Here is a 20,463-nt window from a genome sequence, read left to right as displayed (position 1 = left end):
GATTCGAACCATCGAAGGCAGAGCCGTCAGATTTACAGTCTGATCCCTTTGGCCACTCGGGAACCCCTCCACGGGGTGTTGCTTTAATTGAACTAGCCAAACAGTCCAATTTGGAAAGACGTACCTTACACAAGTCAGGAACACCTTTCAAGAATAATGGTGGAGGGAGATGGATTCGAACCATCGAAGGCGGAGCCGGCAGATTTACAGTCTGCTCCCTTTGGCCACTCGGGAACCCCTCCACAAGTGCGGAGCGCATATTAGCAAACCGAGATGAACTGTAAACCCTTTTCCTCACTATTTTTGTCTGCTTGCTGTTATTTTCATCATATTGTTGATTGAGCTGGCGTTATTGATGTTTTTCTTCGCTTTGGTAAACGCGACATTGCTTTTCTTTACACTTCTTTACCTCGCTTAAGGGCTGGTTCAGATATCATGCATGCAGTTTAAAAATAATGGATTTCATAATGAAAAAGGTCCTTGTTGCGGCAATGGTGACTGCCGCGTTAACAGGTAGTGGATATTTTTACTTCCAAAGTCAATCTATGGCAGCAGAGCAGCCCGCTGCCCGCTCGGCGCGAGAGATCCCTGTGACGCTTGGTGAAGTTAGTGCCCACCCTGTTGCACAATCTCTGTCATTGGTCGGTAAGCTTGAAGCGCAACGTTCGGTTAATATTGCTACTCAAGTGGCTGCCCGTGTCGAGCAAATTGAGATTGGGGTAAATAGCAAGGTCGAAAAAGGCGATCTGTTGGTGCAGCTTGATGATGCCAGAGCGAAAGCCGCTTACGCCGAAGCTAAAGCGTACTCAAATGATGAAAAGCGTAAATACAACGAATATCAGAAGCTGGTGAGCCGTGGTGCTATCACCCAAACTGAGCTGGATGCTCAGCTTGCCAGTGTCAGTATAGCCGATGCCCGTTTGCAGGCAGCAAAAGCCGATTTGGATGATCACGCTATCCGCGCACCCTTTAGCGGAACCGTGGGTTTGGTCGATTTCAGCGAAGGCCACATGCTGACTGTCGGTAGTGAGCTGTTCTCTCTGGATGACTTGTCGTTGATGCGTTTGGATATCCAGGTGCCAGAACAATACCTGTCTTTCTTGCGCGAAGGGATGACCGTCGAAGCGACTAGTCAGGCATGGTTGGGTACAACTTTTAGCGGTGAAATCAAAGCCATTGATTCGCGTGTTCAGGCCGACTCTCTCAATATTCGCGTTCGTGTGGAGTTTGATAACCAAGACGGCTTGCTGAAGCCGGGCATGCTAATGGCTGCCAGTCTTGGTTTTGCCCCGCAAGATGCTGCCGTGATCCCAGTGCAGGCACTGGAATACTCTGGCACCAAGCGATTTGTTTATTTGGTTGATGAAGCCGGTAAAGCCCACCGTACCGAAGTACAGCTTGGAGCCCGTATTGAAAGTGAAGTGGTTATCGAGTCAGGAATCGGTATTGGTGATCGTATTGTGATTCAAGGACTGGTGAATATGCGCGACGGTGTGCAGGTGAGCGATATCATGGCGCAAAAAGCTAATGGCGCGCCGAAACAACAAGGTCCAGCTGGAGATGATGCGTAATGTGGTTATCTGATGTATCGGTAAAGCGTCCGGTTGTCGCTATCGTTCTCAGCTTGCTGTTGGTGGTTTTTGGCTTGGTGTCTTTTACCAAGCTGTCGGTACGAGAAATGCCGGATGTTGAAAACCCTGTGGTAACGGTGTCGACCAGCTACTCGGGGGCTTCCGCCACCATAATGGAAAGCCGGATCACCTCGGTACTTGAAGATCAGCTTTCGGGGATCAGTGGTATCGAGAGTATCACTTCCACCACCCGTAATGGTATGTCGCGGATCACCATCGAGTTTGAACTCGGCTGGAACCTGACCGAAGGGGTCAGTGATGTGCGAGATGCGGTATCACGCGCCCAGCGTCGTTTGCCCGATGAATCCAATGATCCTGTAGTATCGAAAGATAATGGCTCGGGTGAGCCTGCTGTTTATATCAATCTGACGTCAAGTGTTATGGATCGTACTCAGCTGACCGATTATGCCGAGCGTGTTCTGATGGACCGTTTCAGCCTGATCAACGGGGTCAGCTCGGTCAACCTAAGTGGTGCATTGTACCGGGTCATGTACGTTAAGTTGATGCCTGATCAAATGGCAGGTCGTGGCGTGACGACCAGCGATATTGTCAGCGCTCTAAATAAAGAGAACGTTGAACTACCTGGTGGTGAAGTACGAAATGACACCACCACTATGTCAGTGCGTACAGCGCGACTTTACCAAGATGCATCAGACTTTGAATATCTTGTTGTCCGTACTGCCGAAGACGGCTCGCCAATTTACCTTAAAGATATTGCTCAAGTCGGTATTGGTGCGCGGAACGAGAATGCCACCTTTAAAAACAACGGAATTTCGAACTTAAGTCTCGGCATGGTCACCATGACAGATGCCAATCCACTCAATGTATCCAAAGCGGTATACGAAGAAGTGGAGCGCATGCAGCGCTTCCTGCCTGAAGGCACAGAGTTGTTTGTTGACTATGACTCAACGATCTTTATCGACCGCTCGATTCAAGAAGTATATAGCACCCTGTTTGTTACTGGTTTGCTGGTCGTATTGGTGCTTTACATCTTTATCGGTCAGGCCCGTGCAACCTTGATCCCGGCAATTACTGTTCCGGTATCGCTGATCTCTGCCTTTATGGTGGCGTACTTTTTGGGCTTTTCAATCAACCTGCTGACTTTGATGGCATTGATCTTAGCGATCGGCCTGGTGGTGGATGATGCCATCGTGGTGGTGGAAAACATCTATCACCATATTGAACGTGGTGAGCCGCCGTTACTGGCAGCCTACAAGGGAACCCGGGAAGTAGGCTTTGCGGTTGTTGCAACCACGGTTGTACTGGTTATGGTGTTCCTACCGATCTCCTTTATGGACGGTATGGTTGGGCCATTGTTCACCGAATTCGCGGTTTTGTTGGCAATGGCAGTCATTTTCTCGTCGATTGTCGCATTGACCCTGAGCCCGGTATTGGGCAGTAAGCTACTGAAAGATAATGTGAAGCCGAGTAAATTCAACCTTTGGGTTGATCGTATGTTTGGCCGTTTAGAAGCCGGATACCGTAAGGTCGTTACTGTTTCGGTACGCTACCGTTACGGTGCACCTTTCATCGTCTTAGCATTTATTGGCCTGAGCGTTGTGTTGATGAAAAGCGTGCCTTCGCAGTTGGCACCGCAGGAAGACCGTGGCGTTATCTTTGCTTTCCTTAATGGTGCAGAAGGGACCAGCTACAACCGTATGGTCGGTAACGTCGAAGAAGTGGAAGCCCGTTTGCTGCCGATGGTTGGCCAAGGTGTCATTAAATCAGTTTCTATCCAGACCCCCGCATTCGGCGGTCGTGCCGGTGACCAGACAGGCTTTGTGATTATGCAGCTGGAGAACTGGGAGGATCGTGATGTTTCGGCAACGGATGCCTTGGATATGGTGCGTCGATCACTACAAGGGATCCCCGATATTCGGGTGAGGCCGTTTATGCCTGGTTTTCGTCGAGGATCATCTGAGCCTATCCAGTTTGTGCTGAATGGTGCGGATTATACTGAGTTGTTCCATTGGGCAAATAAGCTAAAAGACCTTGCCGAAAGCAGCCCAATGATGGACGGCACGGACCTGGATTATGCTGAAACGACGCCAGAGCTGGTTGTTTCGGTGAACCGCGAGCGTGCGGCAGAACTGGGAATCCCGGTCAATGATATTGCCGAAACCTTGGAAGTTATGCTGGGCGGTCGCAGTGAAACGACGTTCATTGACCGGGGCGAGGAATACGATGTGTATTTGCGCGGTGATGAAAACAGCTTCAATAATGCCGCGGATCTCAGCCAGATTTATGTCCGCACCCGTACAGGCCAACTGATCACGCTGGAATCACTGGCTAAAGTGGAAGAGGTGGCCTCACCACAGCGGTTGAGCCATAACCAGAAGCAGAAGTCGATCACACTGAAAGCCAACTTGGTACCGGGCTTCACATTGGGCCAGGCGCTGGATTTCTTGGATGAGCAAGCCTTGTCGATGTTACCAAGCGATATCGTGATTGATTACGCCGGTGAGTCGAAAGATTTCCGTGAAAACCAAAGCAGTATCCTCATGGTGTTTGGTTTGGCTCTTTTGGTTGCTTACCTGGTGCTGGCGGCGCAATTTGAAAGCTTTATTAACCCGATGGTGGTCATGCTAACCGTTCCTATGGGGATTTTCGGAGGCTTAGCCGGGTTGATGGTAATGGAGCAGAGCCTCAATATCTTCAGCCAGATCGGTATGATCATGCTGATAGGTATGGTGACCAAGAACGGTATCTTGATTGTGGAATTTGCCAACCAGCTGCGCGATAAAGGCGTACCGTTCGAGAAGGCGATCATTGATGCCTCTGAGCGTCGTTTGCGGCCAATTCTGATGACCGCGTTTACCACCTTGTTTGGTTCGGTACCATTGATTCTATCTACTGGTGCAGGCTCGGAAGGGCGCATTGCGGTGGGTGTCGTGGTGTTCTTCGGTATGGCATTCGCCACCTTTGTTACCCTGATTGTCATTCCGGCGATGTACCGTCTGATGGCAGCCAATACCAAGTCGCCGGGTTATGTGGCCGAGCAGTTGGACAAGGCACTGGATCAAGATAACAGTGTGAAAGTAGGGCCAACAGGTGAGCCACTAGCGGATTAAATGATTACCTGATAATCAAAAATGCCACCGGTCGGTGGCATTTTTTTTATTTCCTTTCCCATGATGCTGGGCTATTGCTAGAATACTCGGCCATAATTATCCCTTGATCGCGTTGTGAAACGCACAGTATAGAAGAAAACTATGTCTCAAAATCAGCCTAACAAGGGTGCTGCAAATGGCGAACAGAGCCAAGCAGTGCGACTTAATAAATTTATTAGTGATACAGGCTATTGCTCACGCCGCGAGGCGGACAAGCTTATAGATCAAGGAAGGGTGACGGTAAACGGTCAAGAGCCAGAGATGGGCGTTAAAGTCATGCCTGGCGATGATGTACTGGTTGATGATAAGCCGTTGCGCGCTAAGGAAGCACCTATTTATATCGCGTTGAACAAGCCAGCAGGTATCACTTGTACCACTGAGCGCCATATCCCGGATAACATTGTTGACTTCATCGGCCACCGTAAGCGTATTTTCCCAATTGGTCGCCTGGATAAGCCGTCTGATGGTTTGATATTCCTGACCAATGACGGTGATATCGTGAATAAAATTCTGCGTGCCGGTAACTCGCATGAGAAAGAATATGTAGTACGTGTCGATAAGCCAATTACCCAAGAGTTCATTGATAAAATGGCGTCTGGGGTTGAAATTCTCGATACCGTGACCTTGCCGTGTAAGGTGACAAAGGAAACCAACTATTCATTCCGTATTGTGCTGACTCAGGGCCTGAACCGTCAGATCCGCCGTATGTGTGAAGCGTTGGGCTACGATGTATTCAAGCTGCGCCGTGTGCGTATCATGAACATCAGCATTGATGGCCTGCCAAACGGTAAGTGGCGTTATCTGACGGATGCAGAAATTGGCGAGATCAACAGCCTGATTGCCGATTCGAGCAAGACCGAAGAAGCGTCTAAAGTGGATGGCGAAGGCAAAAACATCAAGAAAGCAACAGATGCTAAGCTGTTTGATAGCCGCCAACAAGAAGGCGAGGGTAAGATCAAGTACAAGACTTACCAAGGTAAGGGTGAGCCGAATCGCCGCCGCCATAGCGGTGAGCGCAGTGATCGTGGCGACCGCCGTGATGATCGACGTGGCGGTCAAGGTCGCGGCCAAGGCCCGAACCGTGGTCAGGGGCAAGATCAGGACCGTCAGGATGAGCGCAGAAGTCCGCGTCCGGGCCGTGGCGTACAGCCTGGTCACCGTCGCACTCAGCGTGATGACGAAGCCTCAGGCTCTCGTAACGGTTCAGGCTCTCGCAATAGCAACGGCGGTTCAAGCAAAATCCAGAAGTGGAAATCGCCGAAGGGTGAGTAACTTTTTACTCGCCTGAATGAACATCAAAAAAAGCGGACATAGGTTGTCCGCTTTTTTTGTATTTCAGCGGTGGAATAATTTCTGCCATATTCGCGCTTGCAATCCCGTCAACGAATTTGCAATATTGTACTCATTGACGAAAACACCTGATAACCGAGTTATCACTTGGCCGGCCTTGCCAACAATGTCGGTTACACGTCCTGCGGGGCGAAAAGCGGTACGAATTCACAGAGGATGTAATGGCAGGCAATACTATTGGACAACAATTTCGCGTCACCACCTTTGGTGAGAGTCATGGTTTGGCGCTGGGCTGCATTATTGACGGTTGCCCTCCGGGACTCGAACTGACTGAAGCGGATATGCAACATGACTTGGACCGTCGACGTCCGGGGACCTCTAAATATACCACTCAGCGCCGTGAGCCTGATGAAGTCAAAATTCTCTCTGGCGTGTTCGAAGGCCAGACAACAGGTACGTCTATCGGCTTGCTGATTGAAAACACAGATCAGCGCTCTAAGGACTACTCGAACATTAAAGACTTGTTCCGCCCTGGCCATGCCGATTACACCTATCACCAAAAATACGGTATCCGTGATTACCGTGGTGGAGGCCGTTCGTCTGCCCGTGAAACCGCAATGCGTGTTGCTGCCGGTGCCGTTGCCAAGAAATACCTCAAGCAGGTGCATGGTATTGAAGTACGTGCTTACCTATCGCAAATGGGCGATGTCAAAATTGACAAAGTTGATTGGGAGCAGGTGGGGCAGAATGCCTTTTTCTGCCCGGATGCGGATAAAGTCGATGCGTTCGACGAGCTGATCCGCAAGCTGAAGAAAGACGGTGATTCCATCGGAGCTAAGCTGACCGTCGTTGCGAACAATGTGCCCGTTGGCCTCGGCGAGCCGGTTTTTGACCGTCTTGATGCGGATGTTGCCCACTCACTGATGAGCATTAACGCAGTGAAAGGCGTGGAAATTGGTGACGGCTTTGAGGTTGTCGAGCAGCGTGGCAGCGAGCACCGTGATGCCATGACGCCAGAGGGCTTTAAGTCTAACCATGCCGGTGGCATTCTTGGCGGCATTTCGTCAGGTCAAGATATCGTTGCTCACATTGCGTTGAAGCCAACTTCAAGTATTACGGTACCGGGCGAGACGATTACAAGCCAAGGTGAAACCGCTGAGGTGATCACTAAAGGTCGCCATGACCCATGCGTGGGGATCCGTGCAGTGCCGATTGCCGAGGCGATGCTGGCTATCACCCTGATGGATCATCTGTTGCGCCACCGTGGCCAGAATGCCGATGTGCTAACAGAGACGCCAAAGATTTAATCGATACGCCTTTTATCGAGATGTAAAAAGCGAGGGCATGTCCTCGCTTTTTTATGTTTCGTTTTATACCAACCTGGATAAGTCGTTGATCAAATATTTATGTAGGTTGGTATCACTTTGAACTAACCTTTTGGTGCTTCTAGCTTCTCTGCGGCAGGCTCGATCTCTTCCAATCGAAAGACGGGTAAGCTCCAACCAAACTGTACGGCGGCCACTCGAATACTGAAACCCACCACTAATGTACTGATAGTGACAATCGTTTCTTCCACACCCAAGTAAAGTAACCCGTAGTACATGCCTCCTGCGATGAAGGCCACTGATGCGTAGAACTCTTTTTGCAGTACCAGTGGTGGGCGGCGGGTGATCATATCCCTCAGCAGGCCACCAAAAACACCGGTGACGACAGCTGCTACGAGGCAGATCAATGGTGATAAGCCCATATCCATTGCCACACGACAGCCGATGATGCTAAAGACAATCAAGCCTAGCGAATCCAGTAACACGAACACTTTATGGAAGCGAACCACTTGCGGTGCAACCATGGTCGTGAATAGCCCGGCAAGGCAAGTGATCGCGAGGTATTGCGGATTAGCTACCCAGCCCAGTGGGTAATGGCCCAGTAATACATCACGCACCGTACCGCCACCGATAGCCGTGGCACTGGCAACGAGCATGACACCAAACCAGTCCATGTGACGTTTACCAGCAGCCAATGCCCCAGTCATGGCTTCAGCTGTGATCCCGATGATGTAGAGAGTTGTTAATAGCATGAGAATAATCGATGAAAATAAGAGTACCTGAAAGTGGTTGCGATTTTATGCCGCGTTTTTACTGACGTCGAATGAAATGAATTTTGTAATACATGAATTCAACTCATGTATTAAGGGGCGGGGTAGAGCAGGAGGAAGAGCGATCCTAGTTCCTATATGAGGGGATAAACAAAAAAGAGTGCCATACGGGCACTCTTTGATAATTTAGCCAATAGCCAATATTAGAAGCGGTAGTTAGCCTGGATACCTGCAAGCCAAACGTTGCCGGTGGTTTCGCCTGAGAAGCTTGCGATAGGAGTACCGTTAACATCTAGGCTTTCATCCATTGATGCATCTTTGGCGAAGATGTAAGTGAAGCCTGCATCGAAGCTCAGTGCGTCAGACCATTGGTAACCAGCACCTAGGCTTAGCCATAGGCGGTCGGTTTCAGGAATGGTCTGGGTACGGTGTTCATCACTTACTGCTGATGTGTCGTAAGCCACACCGGTACGCACTGCTAGTTTGTTGGTGTACTGGTACGTTGCGCCTAGTGCGATACGGTAATTATCTTCCCAGTTCTCTTCTTTGATTAGATCTGGTGTCGCACTGATTGATGGAATGCTCGCTTCGAGCTTGTCGAAGCTGCTCCAGTCGGTCCAGTTGAAGCTGGCGTGCATGGCAAGTTTATCGGTTAGCTGGTGGTAGCTGGCAATTTCAGCAGTTGCTGGCAGGGTCAGTGCCATGCTGCCAGAGTGAACACCGCCATATAGCAGGCCAGAAGCTTCACCTTTGAGCTTAAGATCTACAGCTGAGCGGTAGTTAAAGCCAATGCGGTTGGCTTCGTTAATTTGCCAAGCACCACCTAGTTGCCAACCCCATGCCGCATCATCACCTTCCATATATTTAAGATCTGGTCCGCCCATTGGTAAAGCTGCACCAAAGTGACCTTCGCCCATGACATAGCGAATACCCGCACCAACGCTGAATTGATCGTTAATCTTGTAGGCAATATTCGGGTTGATTTCCACTGACATAATATTGGCTTGGTTGCCAAAGATCGTGCCAAGGAAATCGCCGCCAAGCTCCGTTTCCATGCCGTAGTTGGTCGCTAGTGCAAGACCAACCGCCCACTGCTCATTGACACGGTGTGAAATGTAAAAGTTTGGGATCACCGCAGAGTGTGCAATATCACTGGCTTTGGTTGTCGCCACTTGCTGACCAAGTAAGCTGACATCGCCATTAACATCGATGTTTGGATCAACATAGATCGCACCAACAGAAACCTGAGTTCCTTCAAGGTAAGTCATCATCGCTGGGTTGCGGAATTGGGCACTGGCGTTGTCAGCCATAGCGGCTTCACCGGCAAACGCGCGACCAAGGCCCGTTGCAGAATATTCGGCAAGCTGGAAGCCTGCTGCCATGGTATTAGTGCTAATGCCTAGTGTTAACGCTGATGCTAGCGAAAGAGTAATTTTATTTTTGTTCATCAGTCTAATATGTTCGCTGAAATTCAATGGAGCGAATCATACGCCTTAGAGTAAAAGCGTTAAGTAATTCTTATGTTCATTTACTCAATAGGGTTAAAGTATCGTTATTTTACGTAAAGATAGAATTAAATATGGTAATGCTTGTTCAATACATTCTGGTCGGATGACTTTTCGGCGTACAGTTGTATCTGAATAAGCGTATTTCAGCGACGGGGTGTTCGCTCAGTTAAGCGAGGTTTATGAGTTTATCGGTTGATGGAAGAAGTCGATGACGGTAGAACAGCTAGTTAGACTAGTAACAAAAAAGGAGCCATTCGGCTCCTTTTATTATGCTTTATCACTTATGTTCGCTGAATTAGAACGAACGGCTGTACTGGATACCGTATAGCCATGCGTTAGCACGGGTAGTGGCTGTAACAGCAGATGCTTGAATTTCATCTGGTCCAATAGGGAATGGGCTATCAACCATAGTATTTTCAGTGGCTGTAACGTCTGAACCGACAAGGTAAGTCACACCCACATCGATATTAGACTTGCTGTCTAGGTGGTAAGTGAAACCAGCAGAGAACCAGTTACGATCGGAATCTGGTACTGAAATAGATGTAACCTTGTCTTGTGCGCTAGTATCGTGCATGTAACCGGCACGTAGGGTCCAGTCGTTGTTCAGGTAGTAAGTACCACCAATTGCATAGTGCCAACCGTCTTGCCACTCGTAAGAGTTAAGTACGTCGCCGCCTGTAGTATTTAGGTCTTCGAACGTACTCCAACCAATCCACTGTACGCTGTAGTGAACCGCAAACTGCTTGTTCAAACGGTGGTAACCAGAAAATTCCGCCATATCCGGTAGGGCAATGTTCAGTTTGTCACCACTGATATCAGGGTTGCCACCTGCCGCCCCCGCGTAGAACATATCGCCATCAACTTCTAGCTCTGGGCTGTAACGGTAAGACAGGCCGAAGCGGTGGTTCTCGTTCAGCTCGTAAATGGTACCTAGATTAAAGCCAAAGCCAACACCGTCAGCATCAACATCTAAAAGAGTACCTCCTAGACTTTCGTTAGAACGCTTTAGTTCACCTGAACCATAGATGATGTCTAGACCAGCACCAATACTCCATTGAGTATTGATTCGGTAAGCGGCGCTTAAGCCAAAGTTCACACTCTTAACGTCAGTTAGGCCGCCATACTCATTTGCAGCGTAGTCATTGCTAAATTCGGTTTTGGTACCAAAGTTAGAGTAAATTGATGCACCAACCGTCCATTGGTCATTAATTGGGTGGATGTAGTAAAGATTTGGTACTAACGATGTATCACCAACAGACTGATCATCAAGGCTACTAGTCTGGCCAAGCATATTGGTGTATTCACCATCTTTTACATCAATATCAGATGTAATTGCATTTAGACCCAGTGATAGCTCTGGTGAGCTAAATAGCGACATAGCCGCAGCATTACGAGACATTACCGATGCGTTATCGGCGATAACCGCATCACCGGCGAATGCACGGCCAAGGCCGGTTGCAGATTGTGCGTTTAGCTGGAAACCAGCTGCCATTGCTTGTTGAGAAGCCATCGTGATTGCTACCGCAACCAGTGACTTTGTAAACAGACGCTTCTTGTTCATATTTATAGTTATTCCTAATTATATAGCATTTTTTTATCTGCCTCTTTGTGCAGATTGCGCAAGATTGTATGGTTGGTTGGCATTTGATCAAAGCAGACCAGTTAGCAACCTGTTGATTGTTAGTGCGGGGTTAACAATCAGCTAACGAGTGTATGGTAAAAATGGTAGGAGAAGGGAGCAAAAAAGTTAAAATATGCAATGAGGTTAACATTTTATAATTTATATGCTTGCAGTGAATAAAAAGCCATAAAAGCATCGAGAACATTTATGCTTTTATGGCTTTAGGTTGTTATGTGTAATGAAATGTTAAATTTCCCAGTTTAACTCATTGCGAAGTGTTGTCGCGACAGGTGAAACATCTTGCCCATTCTCACCCACCACAATCAGGCTGGCATTTCTTACTGGTACTACAACCCCTTTCATTGACTGGTCGTTAAACGGTGTTATGTCGGGTGATTGCTCGGGCACCACAAACACAGTCACTTTGCCTTGTGGTGTATCCATAACCATGTGCAGTGCATTTTTATTTCCAAACCCACAGTGGTTGACGTAGTAAACATGGCCAGGGATGTCGTTAAAAGTTGAACCAAAGGGTGTTAACTTGGCATTAACCTGGCTCAGGGTGACCGACTCATCAATACCGTCAATGAATGGGGCTTCTGCCTTCACATGCTCCATCGCGATCTGGGCAATTTCCAGTTGTGGGTTACTGGCACTGATCCCCTGATTGTACTGACCGATAAATAGGCCAAAGACAAACGCGACGGAGGCGGCCATGGCGACCAAGGTGCGCGGTTTAAAGCTGTTCGAGCTTGGTTGGCCGGATTGATGGAACAGGATACGATCGGCGAGATCGTCCGGTACATCAACTTTCATCGCCTGTTCCAGCTTATTGTCGAGTTGTTGTAGTTCGTCAGATAGCTTCCGGTTGGCGATTGACTCGTTGCGTGCCTCTGCCAAGTCTTGGCTGTTATCAAATGGATCCGCCAAGAGTCGGCGTCGGAATTCTAGATCATCCATTTTGCTGCCCCCTTCGCTCGGTGTGTTTTTCTAATTGCTCTTTGAGTTGGTTTCTGGCGCGGAACAAGCGCGTCATCACGGTATTGCGGTTCAGACCAAGGATATCGGCAATTTCATCCCCGCTAAAGCCCGCCATTACCTGCAATACTAACGGTTCCCTGTATTCCGGAGCCAGTTTCATTATCTGCTTGCGTAGCATTTGTTGCTCCAAATCACTTTCACTGCCATTTTGCTGGGTATCTGCAATGGCATAGTCATCGATATCAACCAAATCGAGCTGCTTGCGTTCGAAGCGTCGGGCATTCTCCCTGCGCAGGATTGTAATCAACCATGATTTGGCGGCGTTATCGTCTTGAAGGCTATCGAGGGAGCGCCATGCTCGCAAACAGGTTTCCTGAACCAAGTCCTCCGCAATATGGGGGTCATGGCACAACCAGTAGGCGTAACGGTAGAGATCCCGATGCCAGGCCCTTACAAGGGCTTCGTATCGTCTTTGCTTATTCATATCCACAGAGACCGAGGCATCAGGCTTTTTCTTTCGAAAAAATGACTTAATCATAAAAGTGTCCATTTCATGCGGAAAACTGCCGTTAAAAGGGGGGTATTTCTGCAATTATCCGCTGATTCATCCAATAATCCGCATTAAAATTGATCTGGTTCAAATTGTGACTTGGTGAGAAAGTTATAGTAGTCACGTCATCTGATATTGAGCTTTGTGATTCGTACAGTGGATTTTGTACGTTAATAAAGAACAGTATCTGTTGAGCAAGATGACAACTTCCTTTTGAAGGCTGACTTTACTTTCTCCTATCAGGCTTGCCTGATTTGCAATTGGCTTTATGTTAATTGACTTACTATCTTACATGGATTGCTTTCCGTGTGAATTACAACCATACCACTTCGGTATGGTTTTTTTTTATCTTAGCAAAATGAATCCCACCTACTCCCTTTATGTCTTAATTGATAGCTAAGTTTTTCACTTGTCATCAAATTACCTCTTTCTGCGCACATTGTTATGATAGTGATATACCTATAATGCATCAGGTGCCATAGAGATCGCACTTTTTAAACATTTGTTTGATTCTGGTAACAACTGCGTTACAATTGTCGTGGTCAGACCTCTAAAGTAGATCCTGGGGCATGGTTCCCCGTACCCGACATATTAATAAGGAGTAGCGATGACACGTCTCCAAAAGCTCACAACCTCACAGGGTGAGCGCATCGCCGTTGTAAGTGGATTACGTACCCCCTTTGCTCGCCAGTCGACCGCGTTTGACGGTGTATCGGCATTGGATATGGGAAAAATGGTTGTTAGTGAAATGCTCCAGCAGGTGGATATTGATCCCAAGCTAATTGAGCAGGTGGTATTTGGCCAAGTGATCCAGATGCCAGCAGCCCCCAACATTGCCCGTGAGATTGTGCTGGGAACGGGCATGGACATCGGTACTGATGCCTACAGTGTGACCCGAGCTTGTGCAACCAGCTTTCAAGCTGCAGCCAATGTGACAGAGAGTATCTTGTCGGGCACCATCGATATCGGCATTGCTGGTGGCGCTGATTCATCGTCGGTACTGCCAATCGGTGTGTCCAAGCATTTGGCAGCAACATTATTGGCGCTGAGCAAAGCCAAAACGATTAGCAAGCGTTTAAAACTGCTCAGCAAGCTCAGTGTTAAAGACTTGATGCCGGTACCGCCAGCGGTAGCCGAATACTCAACGGGCTTGAGTATGGGGCAAACTGCTGAGCAGATGGCAAAGAGCCATGGCATTACCCGTCAAGAGCAAGATGCCCTTGCGCATCGCTCGCATACGCTTGCCGCACAAGCTTGGCGCGATGGTTTGATCCAAGACGAAGTGATCACCGCTTTCCCAGAACCTTACCGTCAGTGGATCAACAAGGATAACAATATTCGCGAAGATTCCAGCCTTGAGTCGTATGCCAAATTACGTCCGGCTTTTGACCGTAAATTCGGTTCAGTCACCGCTGCTAATGCAACACCGTTGACCGATGGTGCCGCCGCGCTGTTGCTAATGCGAGAGGGCAGGGCTAAAGAGCTAGGCCTCAAGCCGCTGGGCTATATCCGCTCTTATGCGTTTTCGGCGATTGGTGTTGAGCAAGACATGTTGATGGGCCCATCTTATGCGACACCGATGGCGTTAGAACGCGCCGGTGTGACCTTGCGTGATCTTACTTTGATAGATATGCATGAAGCCTTTGCTGCCCAAGCGTTGGCCAACGTCAAGATGTTTGGTTCGACGCAGTTTGCCAAAGAAAAACTGGGTCGAAGTGAAGCCATTGGTGAAATTGATATGGATAAATTCAATGTCCTCGGTGGTTCAATTGCCTACGGTCACCCGTTTGCCGCAACTGGCGCGCGGATGATCACCCAGACCTTAAGGGAGCTTCAGCGCCGTGGTGGTGGCTTAGCTTTGAATACTGCCTGTGCTGCTGGTGGCCTTGGTGCCGCAATGATCTTGGAGGCCGAATAATGACTGAACAACAATCTGCATTCACTTTGACTTATGCCGACAATGGCATTGCTTGGCTCAAAATTGATGTGCCCAATGAGAAAATGAACACCCTGCAAGCACAGTTTGGTGAGCAAGTCAGCAAGGTACTGGAAGAGCTGAAAAGCAAAAATGATCTCAAGGGGATGGTGGTTTATTCGGGCAAACCTGATAATTTTGTCGCCGGTGCGGATATCCGCATGCTAGCGGCTTGTACCACTGCTGAAGAGGCTGCATCGTTAGCTGAGCAAGGTCAAAAGCTGTTTGCCGAACTGGAAAACCTACCTTTCCATACCGTGGCGGCGATTCACGGACCTTGTTTGGGAGGGGGGCTTGAGCTTGCTTTGGCGTGTCATAGCCGCGTTTGTTCAGATGATGACAAGACCCGACTAGGTTTGCCTGAAGTCCAGCTCGGCTTGCTGCCAGGCTCTGGCGGTACCCAGCGCTTACCTCGTTTGATTGGTGTTGCGGGGGCGCTGGATATGATCCTGACCGGTAAACAGCTTCGGGCAAAAAAAGCCAAGAAGGTCGGGGTTGTAGATGAAGTTGTTCCGCAGAGTATCTTGTTGGATATTGCCGAGAAACAAGCGCTTAAACCCAAGCCAAAGCGCCAATTGTCACTGCAAGACCGTGCTATGGGCGGTAATGCGCTGGGGCGTTCTTTGGTGTTCGAGCAGGCAGCCAAGAAAACCCACGAGAAAACCCGGGGTAATTATCCGGCTGCTGATGCCATTTTGGATGTTATCAAATATGGCCTGCAAAACGGCATGACCAAAGGTTTGGCCCGTGAGGCCAAATTGTTCGGTGATCTGGTGATGACATCGGAATCAGCCGCACTGCGCAGCATCTTTTTTGCCACAACGGCGATGAAGAAAGAGTCAGGTTCGGATGCCAAGCCACGTTCGATCGGGCATGTCGGTGTGCTTGGCGGTGGACTTATGGGCGGCGGGATCAGCCATGTCACGGCTTCTAAGGCGGGCTATCCGGTACGGATCAAAGACATTAACAACGACGGTATTCTCAATGCCTTGTCGTATAACTACAAGTTACTGGATAAAAAGCGCAAGCGCCGGATCATCAGCAAGGCGGCGCTGCAAAAGCAGATGTTAAGTATCGCGGGCGGGATTGACTACACCGCGTTCGACCGTATGGATGTGATCATTGAAGCGGTGTTTGAAGATCTTGGTCTTAAGCATCAGATGGTTAAAGAAATTGAAGCCAACACCAAGCCCGAGACGATTTTTGCTACCAATACTTCATCGCTTCCGATCCACCAGATCGCCGAAGCGGCAGAGCGCCCTGAAAATGTAGTTGGTCTGCATTTCTTCAGCCCGGTAGAAAAAATGCCGCTGGTCGAAGTGATCCCACATGATGGGACATCAGATGAAACGGTGGCCACTGTCGTTGCTCTGGCGAAGAAACAAGGTAAGACACCGATAGTCGTTGGTGACAAAGCGGGCTTTTACGTTAATCGGATTTTGGCACCGTACATGAATGAAGCAGCACAGGTGTTGTTGGCCGGTGAGCCGATTGAGCACCTAGACACCGCACTGCTTGATTTTGGTTTCCCGGTTGGTCCTATCACCTTGCTTGATGAAGTGGGCGTCGATATTGGCGCGAAAATTATGCCAGTATTGGTCGGCGAACTGGGCGATCGTTTCCAGGGGCCAGATGTGTTCGACAAACTGCTCAATGATGGTCGTAAAGGGCGTAAGACAGGTAAAGGTTTCTACTTGTACGATAGCAAGAAGAAAGCGGTCGATAAGAGTGTTTACAAGCTGTTGGGGCTTAACCCTGAAAAGAAAACAGATGCCGAGGCGATTGCCATACGTTGTACCCTGATGATGCTCAATGAAGCAGCCCGTTGTTTGGATGAAGGTGTTGTTCGTTCAGCACGCGATGGCGATATCGGGGCGATTTTCGGTATTGGTTTCCCACCATTCTTGGGTGGCCCATTCCGCTATATGGATCAGCTTGGTATCAAGCAGGTCGTCGAGCTGTTGATTGATCATGCAGATAAATATGGCGAGCGTTTCAAACCGTGTCAGGCTCTGGTCGATATGGCTGAAGCAGGACAGAGCTATTACTCTTCGTAAACAGCCAGCTAGTCTGTAAAAGTGTAGAAATGTAAAACCGTTATTAAAGCCAGCTGTATTTGCAGCTGGCTTTTTCGTCTTTGCTGTTATACCAACCTACATAAATAAATACTTGATCAACTACTTATCCAGATGGGTATTAGATATTTTCTATGGGAAAGAATTTCACGATACGCAAACGAAAGCGGGACTCGAAAAATTTAGGGCGCAAGAAGTGGTAGGCCAGCATGGATAAAGCCATAGCGATAAGGCTGTTAACTTCACCAAATACGACGAGTGGTGTTGTGATGGTGATAATAAACGCCAGCGCATAAAGCATAATATCAGCCTCATGGTGAGCTAGAGCACAATGGCAATGCGGGCAGGCAAAAAAGTCTTCATAGCGACTCAATAAAGGACTCGAAATTGACTGTTGGCAATGTGGGCAGTGCTGGCTCATTGTGGTGAAACTCCTTCACTTATCTCGTTTAAGGTGATTACTGATACATGGATAAGACGACCGATTAGTAGGATGATTCAGTTTTTTGTCACAAACAGCGACTAAATAGCTTTGATAAAACATAGCTGAGTATGTCTTGTGTGGTGGGAAATTATCAATTCTGCAATGTTGTGTGCTTTTAACTGTTTGAAATACGACAAAACCCGGCACGGCGGGTTTTGAGTGGTTGTTGAAAGTACAGTGAATAGTCGTCAGTAAGCGCCCTGCTGGAACTCATCGATTGAACCAATAGGGTTACCGATTTCCAGTGGCTCCAAATTACTGTGGGCTTGTCCTTGGCTGTGCATAACAATGCGGTTAGATGTTCGTGGTTTCACCACATCGACAATGAACTTCACCATGTCGACTCGGCTGATGTCAGATAAGGCATCAATCACTTTTTGGCGCTGGTTGAACTCGACATCTTTGTTACCAATGCTGACCCAGAAACGCTGAGCACGGGAACGCAGGTTAGTGTCCGGCTCCGAAATTTGCGCAATTAACCCTTGTTTGCTGGCTTGCCACTGGGCTTCGTTGAGCTCAAGCAGGACCAGTGCAAAGGCATTGGTAAATTCATCGATGGCCTCAAGTAATTGAGCCGGTGCGGCGACTGGCGACTGGATATATAAGATTAATCCCGGATGACGGTTAAGTGGCAAATTGGCGGTACCCACCATATAGCCCAGCTGCTGGCGAGTGCGGAGTTCATGGAAAAACGTCGTCGACATCAGGTGATTGGCCAAGGTGTAAATCGCTATCTTTCTTGGTGTTGTTTCACGTGATTGGTAATACATCAACAAGGCTGAGTCGGCATGATCGCAGCTGACTGCATGGCAGAGAGTGCCAGAATCACCGAGTCTGACCAAGGGCCTCTGGGATTCGCCGTATAACTGGTCGGTGACACGGAAGGCATTCTTGAGGGTTTCGGCCAGAGCAATCGCATCTTCTTTGAGCCAGTTGCCATAGACAAACGTATCGATGTGAAGCTCGGCAAACATCGCCTCGACAAAGGCCGGCAGTTCGTCTACCTCGATACTTTCAAGGGCTTCTAGCAAAACAGGATAGGGTGGATTGTTGGGCTGCAATACCCCGGTCAAGGCATTGAACAACTGTGAGATAGGCTTATCCTGCGCAGCATTGCGCCAGTTACGCAACATCTGAGCTTTGATATTTTTGAACCGTTCGGGATCGAAGTCACGGTTGGCAAAGCGATCGAGCAGAAGCTTAAGCAGCAGTGGCTGTTTCTCACTGAAACCAGATAGCTGAAGAGTCACCCCGCCCTGGTGGGCATAGAGGTTATAGGACATACCAGCAATTTCCGCCGGGTAGGTCGATTCATTGGTGGCATCGAGCAGCATTTCGACACATAACCGTGTTTTGACGATATTACGTGGTGAATTGACCGCATGAGGGCTATCGATGGCCACGTAGACAATACCTTTCGGCACTCGGAATTCATGTTCTTGTTTGTACCACAGGCGAAACCCCGGTAAGTCCTGCAGTAGCTGTGGAGGTTCGGCTGCATCATCGGCGAGTGGATGAGGATCGGGCTTTTCGCACAGGTAAGGGTTTTGCTCTGGTAGCTGTAATTCCGGCTCACTGCCAGGCGCTAGCCAGTTGGTTAATTGCTTGTCGGTGAACGGCTTTACGCTATATGGCGTGTGGTACCATTGGGCGATTTTGTCATTGTCTTGGCCTTGGGCAACCAGTACCAGACGCATGTTCTTCGGTGTCAGCTGGTCGAGGAAGGACGCAATTAGCGCTTCGTCATAGGTCGCCATCATATAATCACCATAGATAATATCGTCAGGTGAGTAATGGAGCAGGTTCATGACCAAATAGCTGACAGTGTCGAGCGGTCGGTTTTTTTCCTGGTAGCGGAATGCCATATCCAGCACGGTTTTTTTCTCGGCAAAACGCCACTCATCCAACCCTTGTTGGCGGATCAACGCTATGTACTGGAAAACGGTTGTGACAATCTCATCAACATTCTCAAGCCCTTTTGGCGTGAGGTTGAGGCCAATAGTGAACTCACGGAAGTTACTGCCACTGACACCGCCGCCGGCGGCAAGAGTATTGATAAAGCCCCGTGATTTTAATAGTGACATCAGGCTGCCACTGCCTTCGTTACCCAGTAGGTGGGCGATGTAGGAAAGTGGCTTCTCACGGTAGTATTGATCGACCGGCGGAAGGGTAAACGACAGGGTAAGCTTTCGTACTTCCTTGATCGGGTCGATAGTGATGAACTTGGCTTTCTCGTTGTCAGACACCAAAGGTACGGTAATGCCTGCTTTGGCTATGCCTGTATTTGGAATGTCGCGGAAAAAAGTCTGGGCATAGGCATCCAGCTCATCCAGTGATTGCGGCCCCAATAGTACCAGTCCCATCAGGCTGGCACAGTAATGAGTCTGGTAGAAGGCAATGAGCTCGTCGCGGACCGGTTGGTCGTTGCGGTCTGCCAATGTGGTCAGATCGCCGACCGAGAATTTGGCGAACGGGTGATCGGGATTGATGGTTTCCTTGTGAACCTGATACAAGCGGCGTACATCGTCTTTCAGCTTTAGCTTATACTCCGAGTCTACGGCATTACGCTCTTTGTCGACGGCTTCTTCGTTGAACAATGGGGCGGTGAAAAATTGGCCAAAACGGTCAAGGCCTTCACTGAATGTGTGGGGGCTAACTTCGAAGAAATAGGTAGTATTTTCGGTGCCTGTCCACGCGTTGTTACTGCCACCGCTTTGGTTGATGAACGTTTGGAACTCGCCCACGCGTGGATATTTTTCGGTACCGAGGAACAACATGTGCTCAAGGAAATGCGCCATCCCCTGACGCTCTAGCGGGTCGTCAAAGTGGCCGACTTTCACCGACAATGCAGCCGCTGAGCGCGGTGCTTCAGCATCATGGACCAGCAATACTCTCAACCCATTGGCAAGATTGATGTATCGGTACTGCTTCAGGTCATTAGGACTTGTATGCACAGGAAAAGCCTATTTTTCAAAGGAAAGTAAACTAATTATGACGCTCATTAGAAAGGGTGGCAAATTTAACCCGTCTTTATTTGCCAAGAAACAAAAGGTTAGCTGACAGATTTTCTACGTTGGTCACGGAACATTCACAGGGTGAGCGGGATCGCTGTTTTCCCTATCCGTTACTTGATAGCATAGCTC

13 protein-coding genes and 1 tRNA gene are annotated in these 20,463 nt (G+C 48.8%); 6 read left to right on the top strand and 8 right to left on the bottom strand.

What is annotated here, in order from left to right; all coding sequences use genetic code 11:
- Positions 1 to 157: 157 nt before the first annotated feature.
- A tRNA-Tyr gene (locus tag NHN17_RS16290) sits at positions 158 to 242 on the bottom strand.
- A gap of 225 nt (positions 243 to 467) precedes the next feature.
- On the opposite strand from NHN17_RS16290, the gene NHN17_RS16285 reads away from it, so the two are divergent.
- The 4 genes from NHN17_RS16285 to aroC all read left to right on the top strand — a co-directional run bounded on the left by NHN17_RS16285 (position 468) and on the right by aroC (position 7,338).
- Entirely contained in the window at positions 468 to 1,571 is a 1,104-nt protein-coding gene (locus tag NHN17_RS16285; RefSeq protein ID WP_274132853.1) for an efflux RND transporter periplasmic adaptor subunit, read from the top strand.
- On the top strand, positions 1,571 to 4,702 hold the full coding sequence (locus NHN17_RS16280) for a multidrug efflux RND transporter permease subunit (protein WP_255043675.1): 3,132 nt from the start codon (positions 1,571 to 1,573) through the stop codon (positions 4,700 to 4,702). The genes NHN17_RS16285 and NHN17_RS16280 overlap by 1 nt, the downstream gene beginning before the upstream one ends.
- A gap of 141 nt (positions 4,703 to 4,843) precedes the next feature.
- Positions 4,844 to 6,013 carry a 23S rRNA pseudouridine(2604) synthase RluF gene (gene rluF, locus NHN17_RS16275; RefSeq protein WP_255043673.1) on the top strand — a complete coding sequence of 390 codons (1,170 nt, stop codon included), beginning with the start codon at positions 4,844 to 4,846 and terminating at the stop codon, positions 6,011 to 6,013.
- A gap of 239 nt (positions 6,014 to 6,252) precedes the next feature.
- A complete protein-coding gene (gene aroC, locus NHN17_RS16270; RefSeq protein ID WP_255043671.1) occupies positions 6,253 to 7,338 on the top strand; it encodes a chorismate synthase in 1,086 nt (361 codons plus the stop codon).
- A 122-nt stretch (positions 7,339 to 7,460) separates the two neighbouring features.
- Here aroC and NHN17_RS16265 read toward each other — a convergent pair whose 3' ends face one another.
- From NHN17_RS16265 to NHN17_RS16245, 5 genes are all read right to left on the bottom strand, one after another.
- Positions 7,461 to 8,108 (bottom strand): trimeric intracellular cation channel family protein, encoded by a 648-nt coding sequence (locus NHN17_RS16265; RefSeq protein ID WP_255043669.1) that lies wholly within the window; start codon positions 8,106 to 8,108, stop codon positions 7,461 to 7,463.
- Between the two features lie 221 nt (positions 8,109 to 8,329).
- Entirely contained in the window at positions 8,330 to 9,574 is a 1,245-nt protein-coding gene (locus NHN17_RS16260) for an outer membrane protein transport protein (protein ID WP_255043668.1), read from the bottom strand.
- A 355-nt stretch (positions 9,575 to 9,929) separates the two neighbouring features.
- Positions 9,930 to 11,195: an outer membrane protein transport protein gene (locus NHN17_RS16255; RefSeq protein ID WP_255043667.1), complete on the bottom strand. Its 1,266-nt coding sequence runs from the start codon at positions 11,193 to 11,195 to the stop codon at positions 9,930 to 9,932.
- A gap of 306 nt (positions 11,196 to 11,501) precedes the next feature.
- Entirely contained in the window at positions 11,502 to 12,215 is a 714-nt protein-coding gene (locus NHN17_RS16250; protein WP_255043666.1) for a DUF3379 domain-containing protein, read from the bottom strand.
- Positions 12,208 to 12,774: a sigma-70 family RNA polymerase sigma factor gene (locus NHN17_RS16245; protein ID WP_255043665.1), complete on the bottom strand. Its 567-nt coding sequence runs from the start codon at positions 12,772 to 12,774 to the stop codon at positions 12,208 to 12,210. The genes NHN17_RS16250 and NHN17_RS16245 overlap by 8 nt, the downstream gene beginning before the upstream one ends.
- A gap of 619 nt (positions 12,775 to 13,393) precedes the next feature.
- Between NHN17_RS16245 and fadI the strand changes: the two genes are divergently transcribed.
- Positions 13,394 to 14,704 (top strand): acetyl-CoA C-acyltransferase FadI, encoded by a 1,311-nt coding sequence (fadI, locus tag NHN17_RS16240; RefSeq protein WP_255043664.1) that lies wholly within the window; start codon positions 13,394 to 13,396, stop codon positions 14,702 to 14,704.
- Positions 14,704 to 16,818, top strand: a complete 2,115-nt coding sequence (fadJ, locus tag NHN17_RS16235) for a fatty acid oxidation complex subunit alpha FadJ (RefSeq protein ID WP_255043663.1) — start codon at positions 14,704 to 14,706, stop codon at positions 16,816 to 16,818. The genes fadI and fadJ overlap by 1 nt, the downstream gene beginning before the upstream one ends.
- A 139-nt stretch (positions 16,819 to 16,957) precedes the next feature.
- Here fadJ and NHN17_RS16230 read toward each other — a convergent pair whose 3' ends face one another.
- Together NHN17_RS16230 and NHN17_RS16225 are read right to left on the bottom strand one after the other, a co-directional pair.
- Entirely contained in the window at positions 16,958 to 17,257 is a 300-nt protein-coding gene (locus NHN17_RS16230) for a phage terminase large subunit family protein (protein ID WP_255043662.1), read from the bottom strand.
- A 251-nt stretch (positions 17,258 to 17,508) separates the two neighbouring features.
- Positions 17,509 to 20,274 carry an insulinase family protein gene (locus tag NHN17_RS16225; RefSeq protein WP_255043661.1) on the bottom strand — a complete coding sequence of 922 codons (2,766 nt, stop codon included), beginning with the start codon at positions 20,272 to 20,274 and terminating at the stop codon, positions 17,509 to 17,511.
- Positions 20,275 to 20,463 lie beyond the last annotated feature (189 nt).

Origin of the sequence: Photobacterium pectinilyticum (assembly GCF_024357955.1) — a bacterium.
Lineage (GTDB): Bacteria > Pseudomonadota > Gammaproteobacteria > Enterobacterales > Vibrionaceae > Photobacterium > Photobacterium pectinilyticum.
The sequence above is the reverse complement of the archived record's forward strand: the minus strand, read 5'-3'. Positions and strand labels throughout refer to the sequence as shown.

Coding starts and splice junctions, on each gene's coding strand:
- NHN17_RS16285 (WP_274132853.1), top strand. CDS start 468: ATGAAAAAGGTCCTTGTTGCGGCAATGGTGACTGCCGCGTTAACAGGT.
- NHN17_RS16280 (WP_255043675.1), top strand. CDS start 1,571: ATGTGGTTATCTGATGTATCGGTAAAGCGTCCGGTTGTCGCTATCGTT.
- rluF (WP_255043673.1), top strand. CDS start 4,844: ATGTCTCAAAATCAGCCTAACAAGGGTGCTGCAAATGGCGAACAGAGC.
- aroC (WP_255043671.1), top strand. CDS start 6,253: ATGGCAGGCAATACTATTGGACAACAATTTCGCGTCACCACCTTTGGT.
- NHN17_RS16265 (WP_255043669.1), bottom strand. CDS start 8,108: ATGCTATTAACAACTCTCTACATCATCGGGATCACAGCTGAAGCCATG.
- NHN17_RS16260 (WP_255043668.1), bottom strand. CDS start 9,574: ATGAACAAAAATAAAATTACTCTTTCGCTAGCATCAGCGTTAACACTA.
- NHN17_RS16255 (WP_255043667.1), bottom strand. CDS start 11,195: ATGAACAAGAAGCGTCTGTTTACAAAGTCACTGGTTGCGGTAGCAATC.
- NHN17_RS16250 (WP_255043666.1), bottom strand. CDS start 12,215: ATGGATGATCTAGAATTCCGACGCCGACTCTTGGCGGATCCATTTGAT.
- NHN17_RS16245 (WP_255043665.1), bottom strand. CDS start 12,774: ATGATTAAGTCATTTTTTCGAAAGAAAAAGCCTGATGCCTCGGTCTCT.
- fadI (WP_255043664.1), top strand. CDS start 13,394: ATGACACGTCTCCAAAAGCTCACAACCTCACAGGGTGAGCGCATCGCC.
- fadJ (WP_255043663.1), top strand. CDS start 14,704: ATGACTGAACAACAATCTGCATTCACTTTGACTTATGCCGACAATGGC.
- NHN17_RS16230 (WP_255043662.1), bottom strand. CDS start 17,257: ATGAGCCAGCACTGCCCACATTGCCAACAGTCAATTTCGAGTCCTTTA.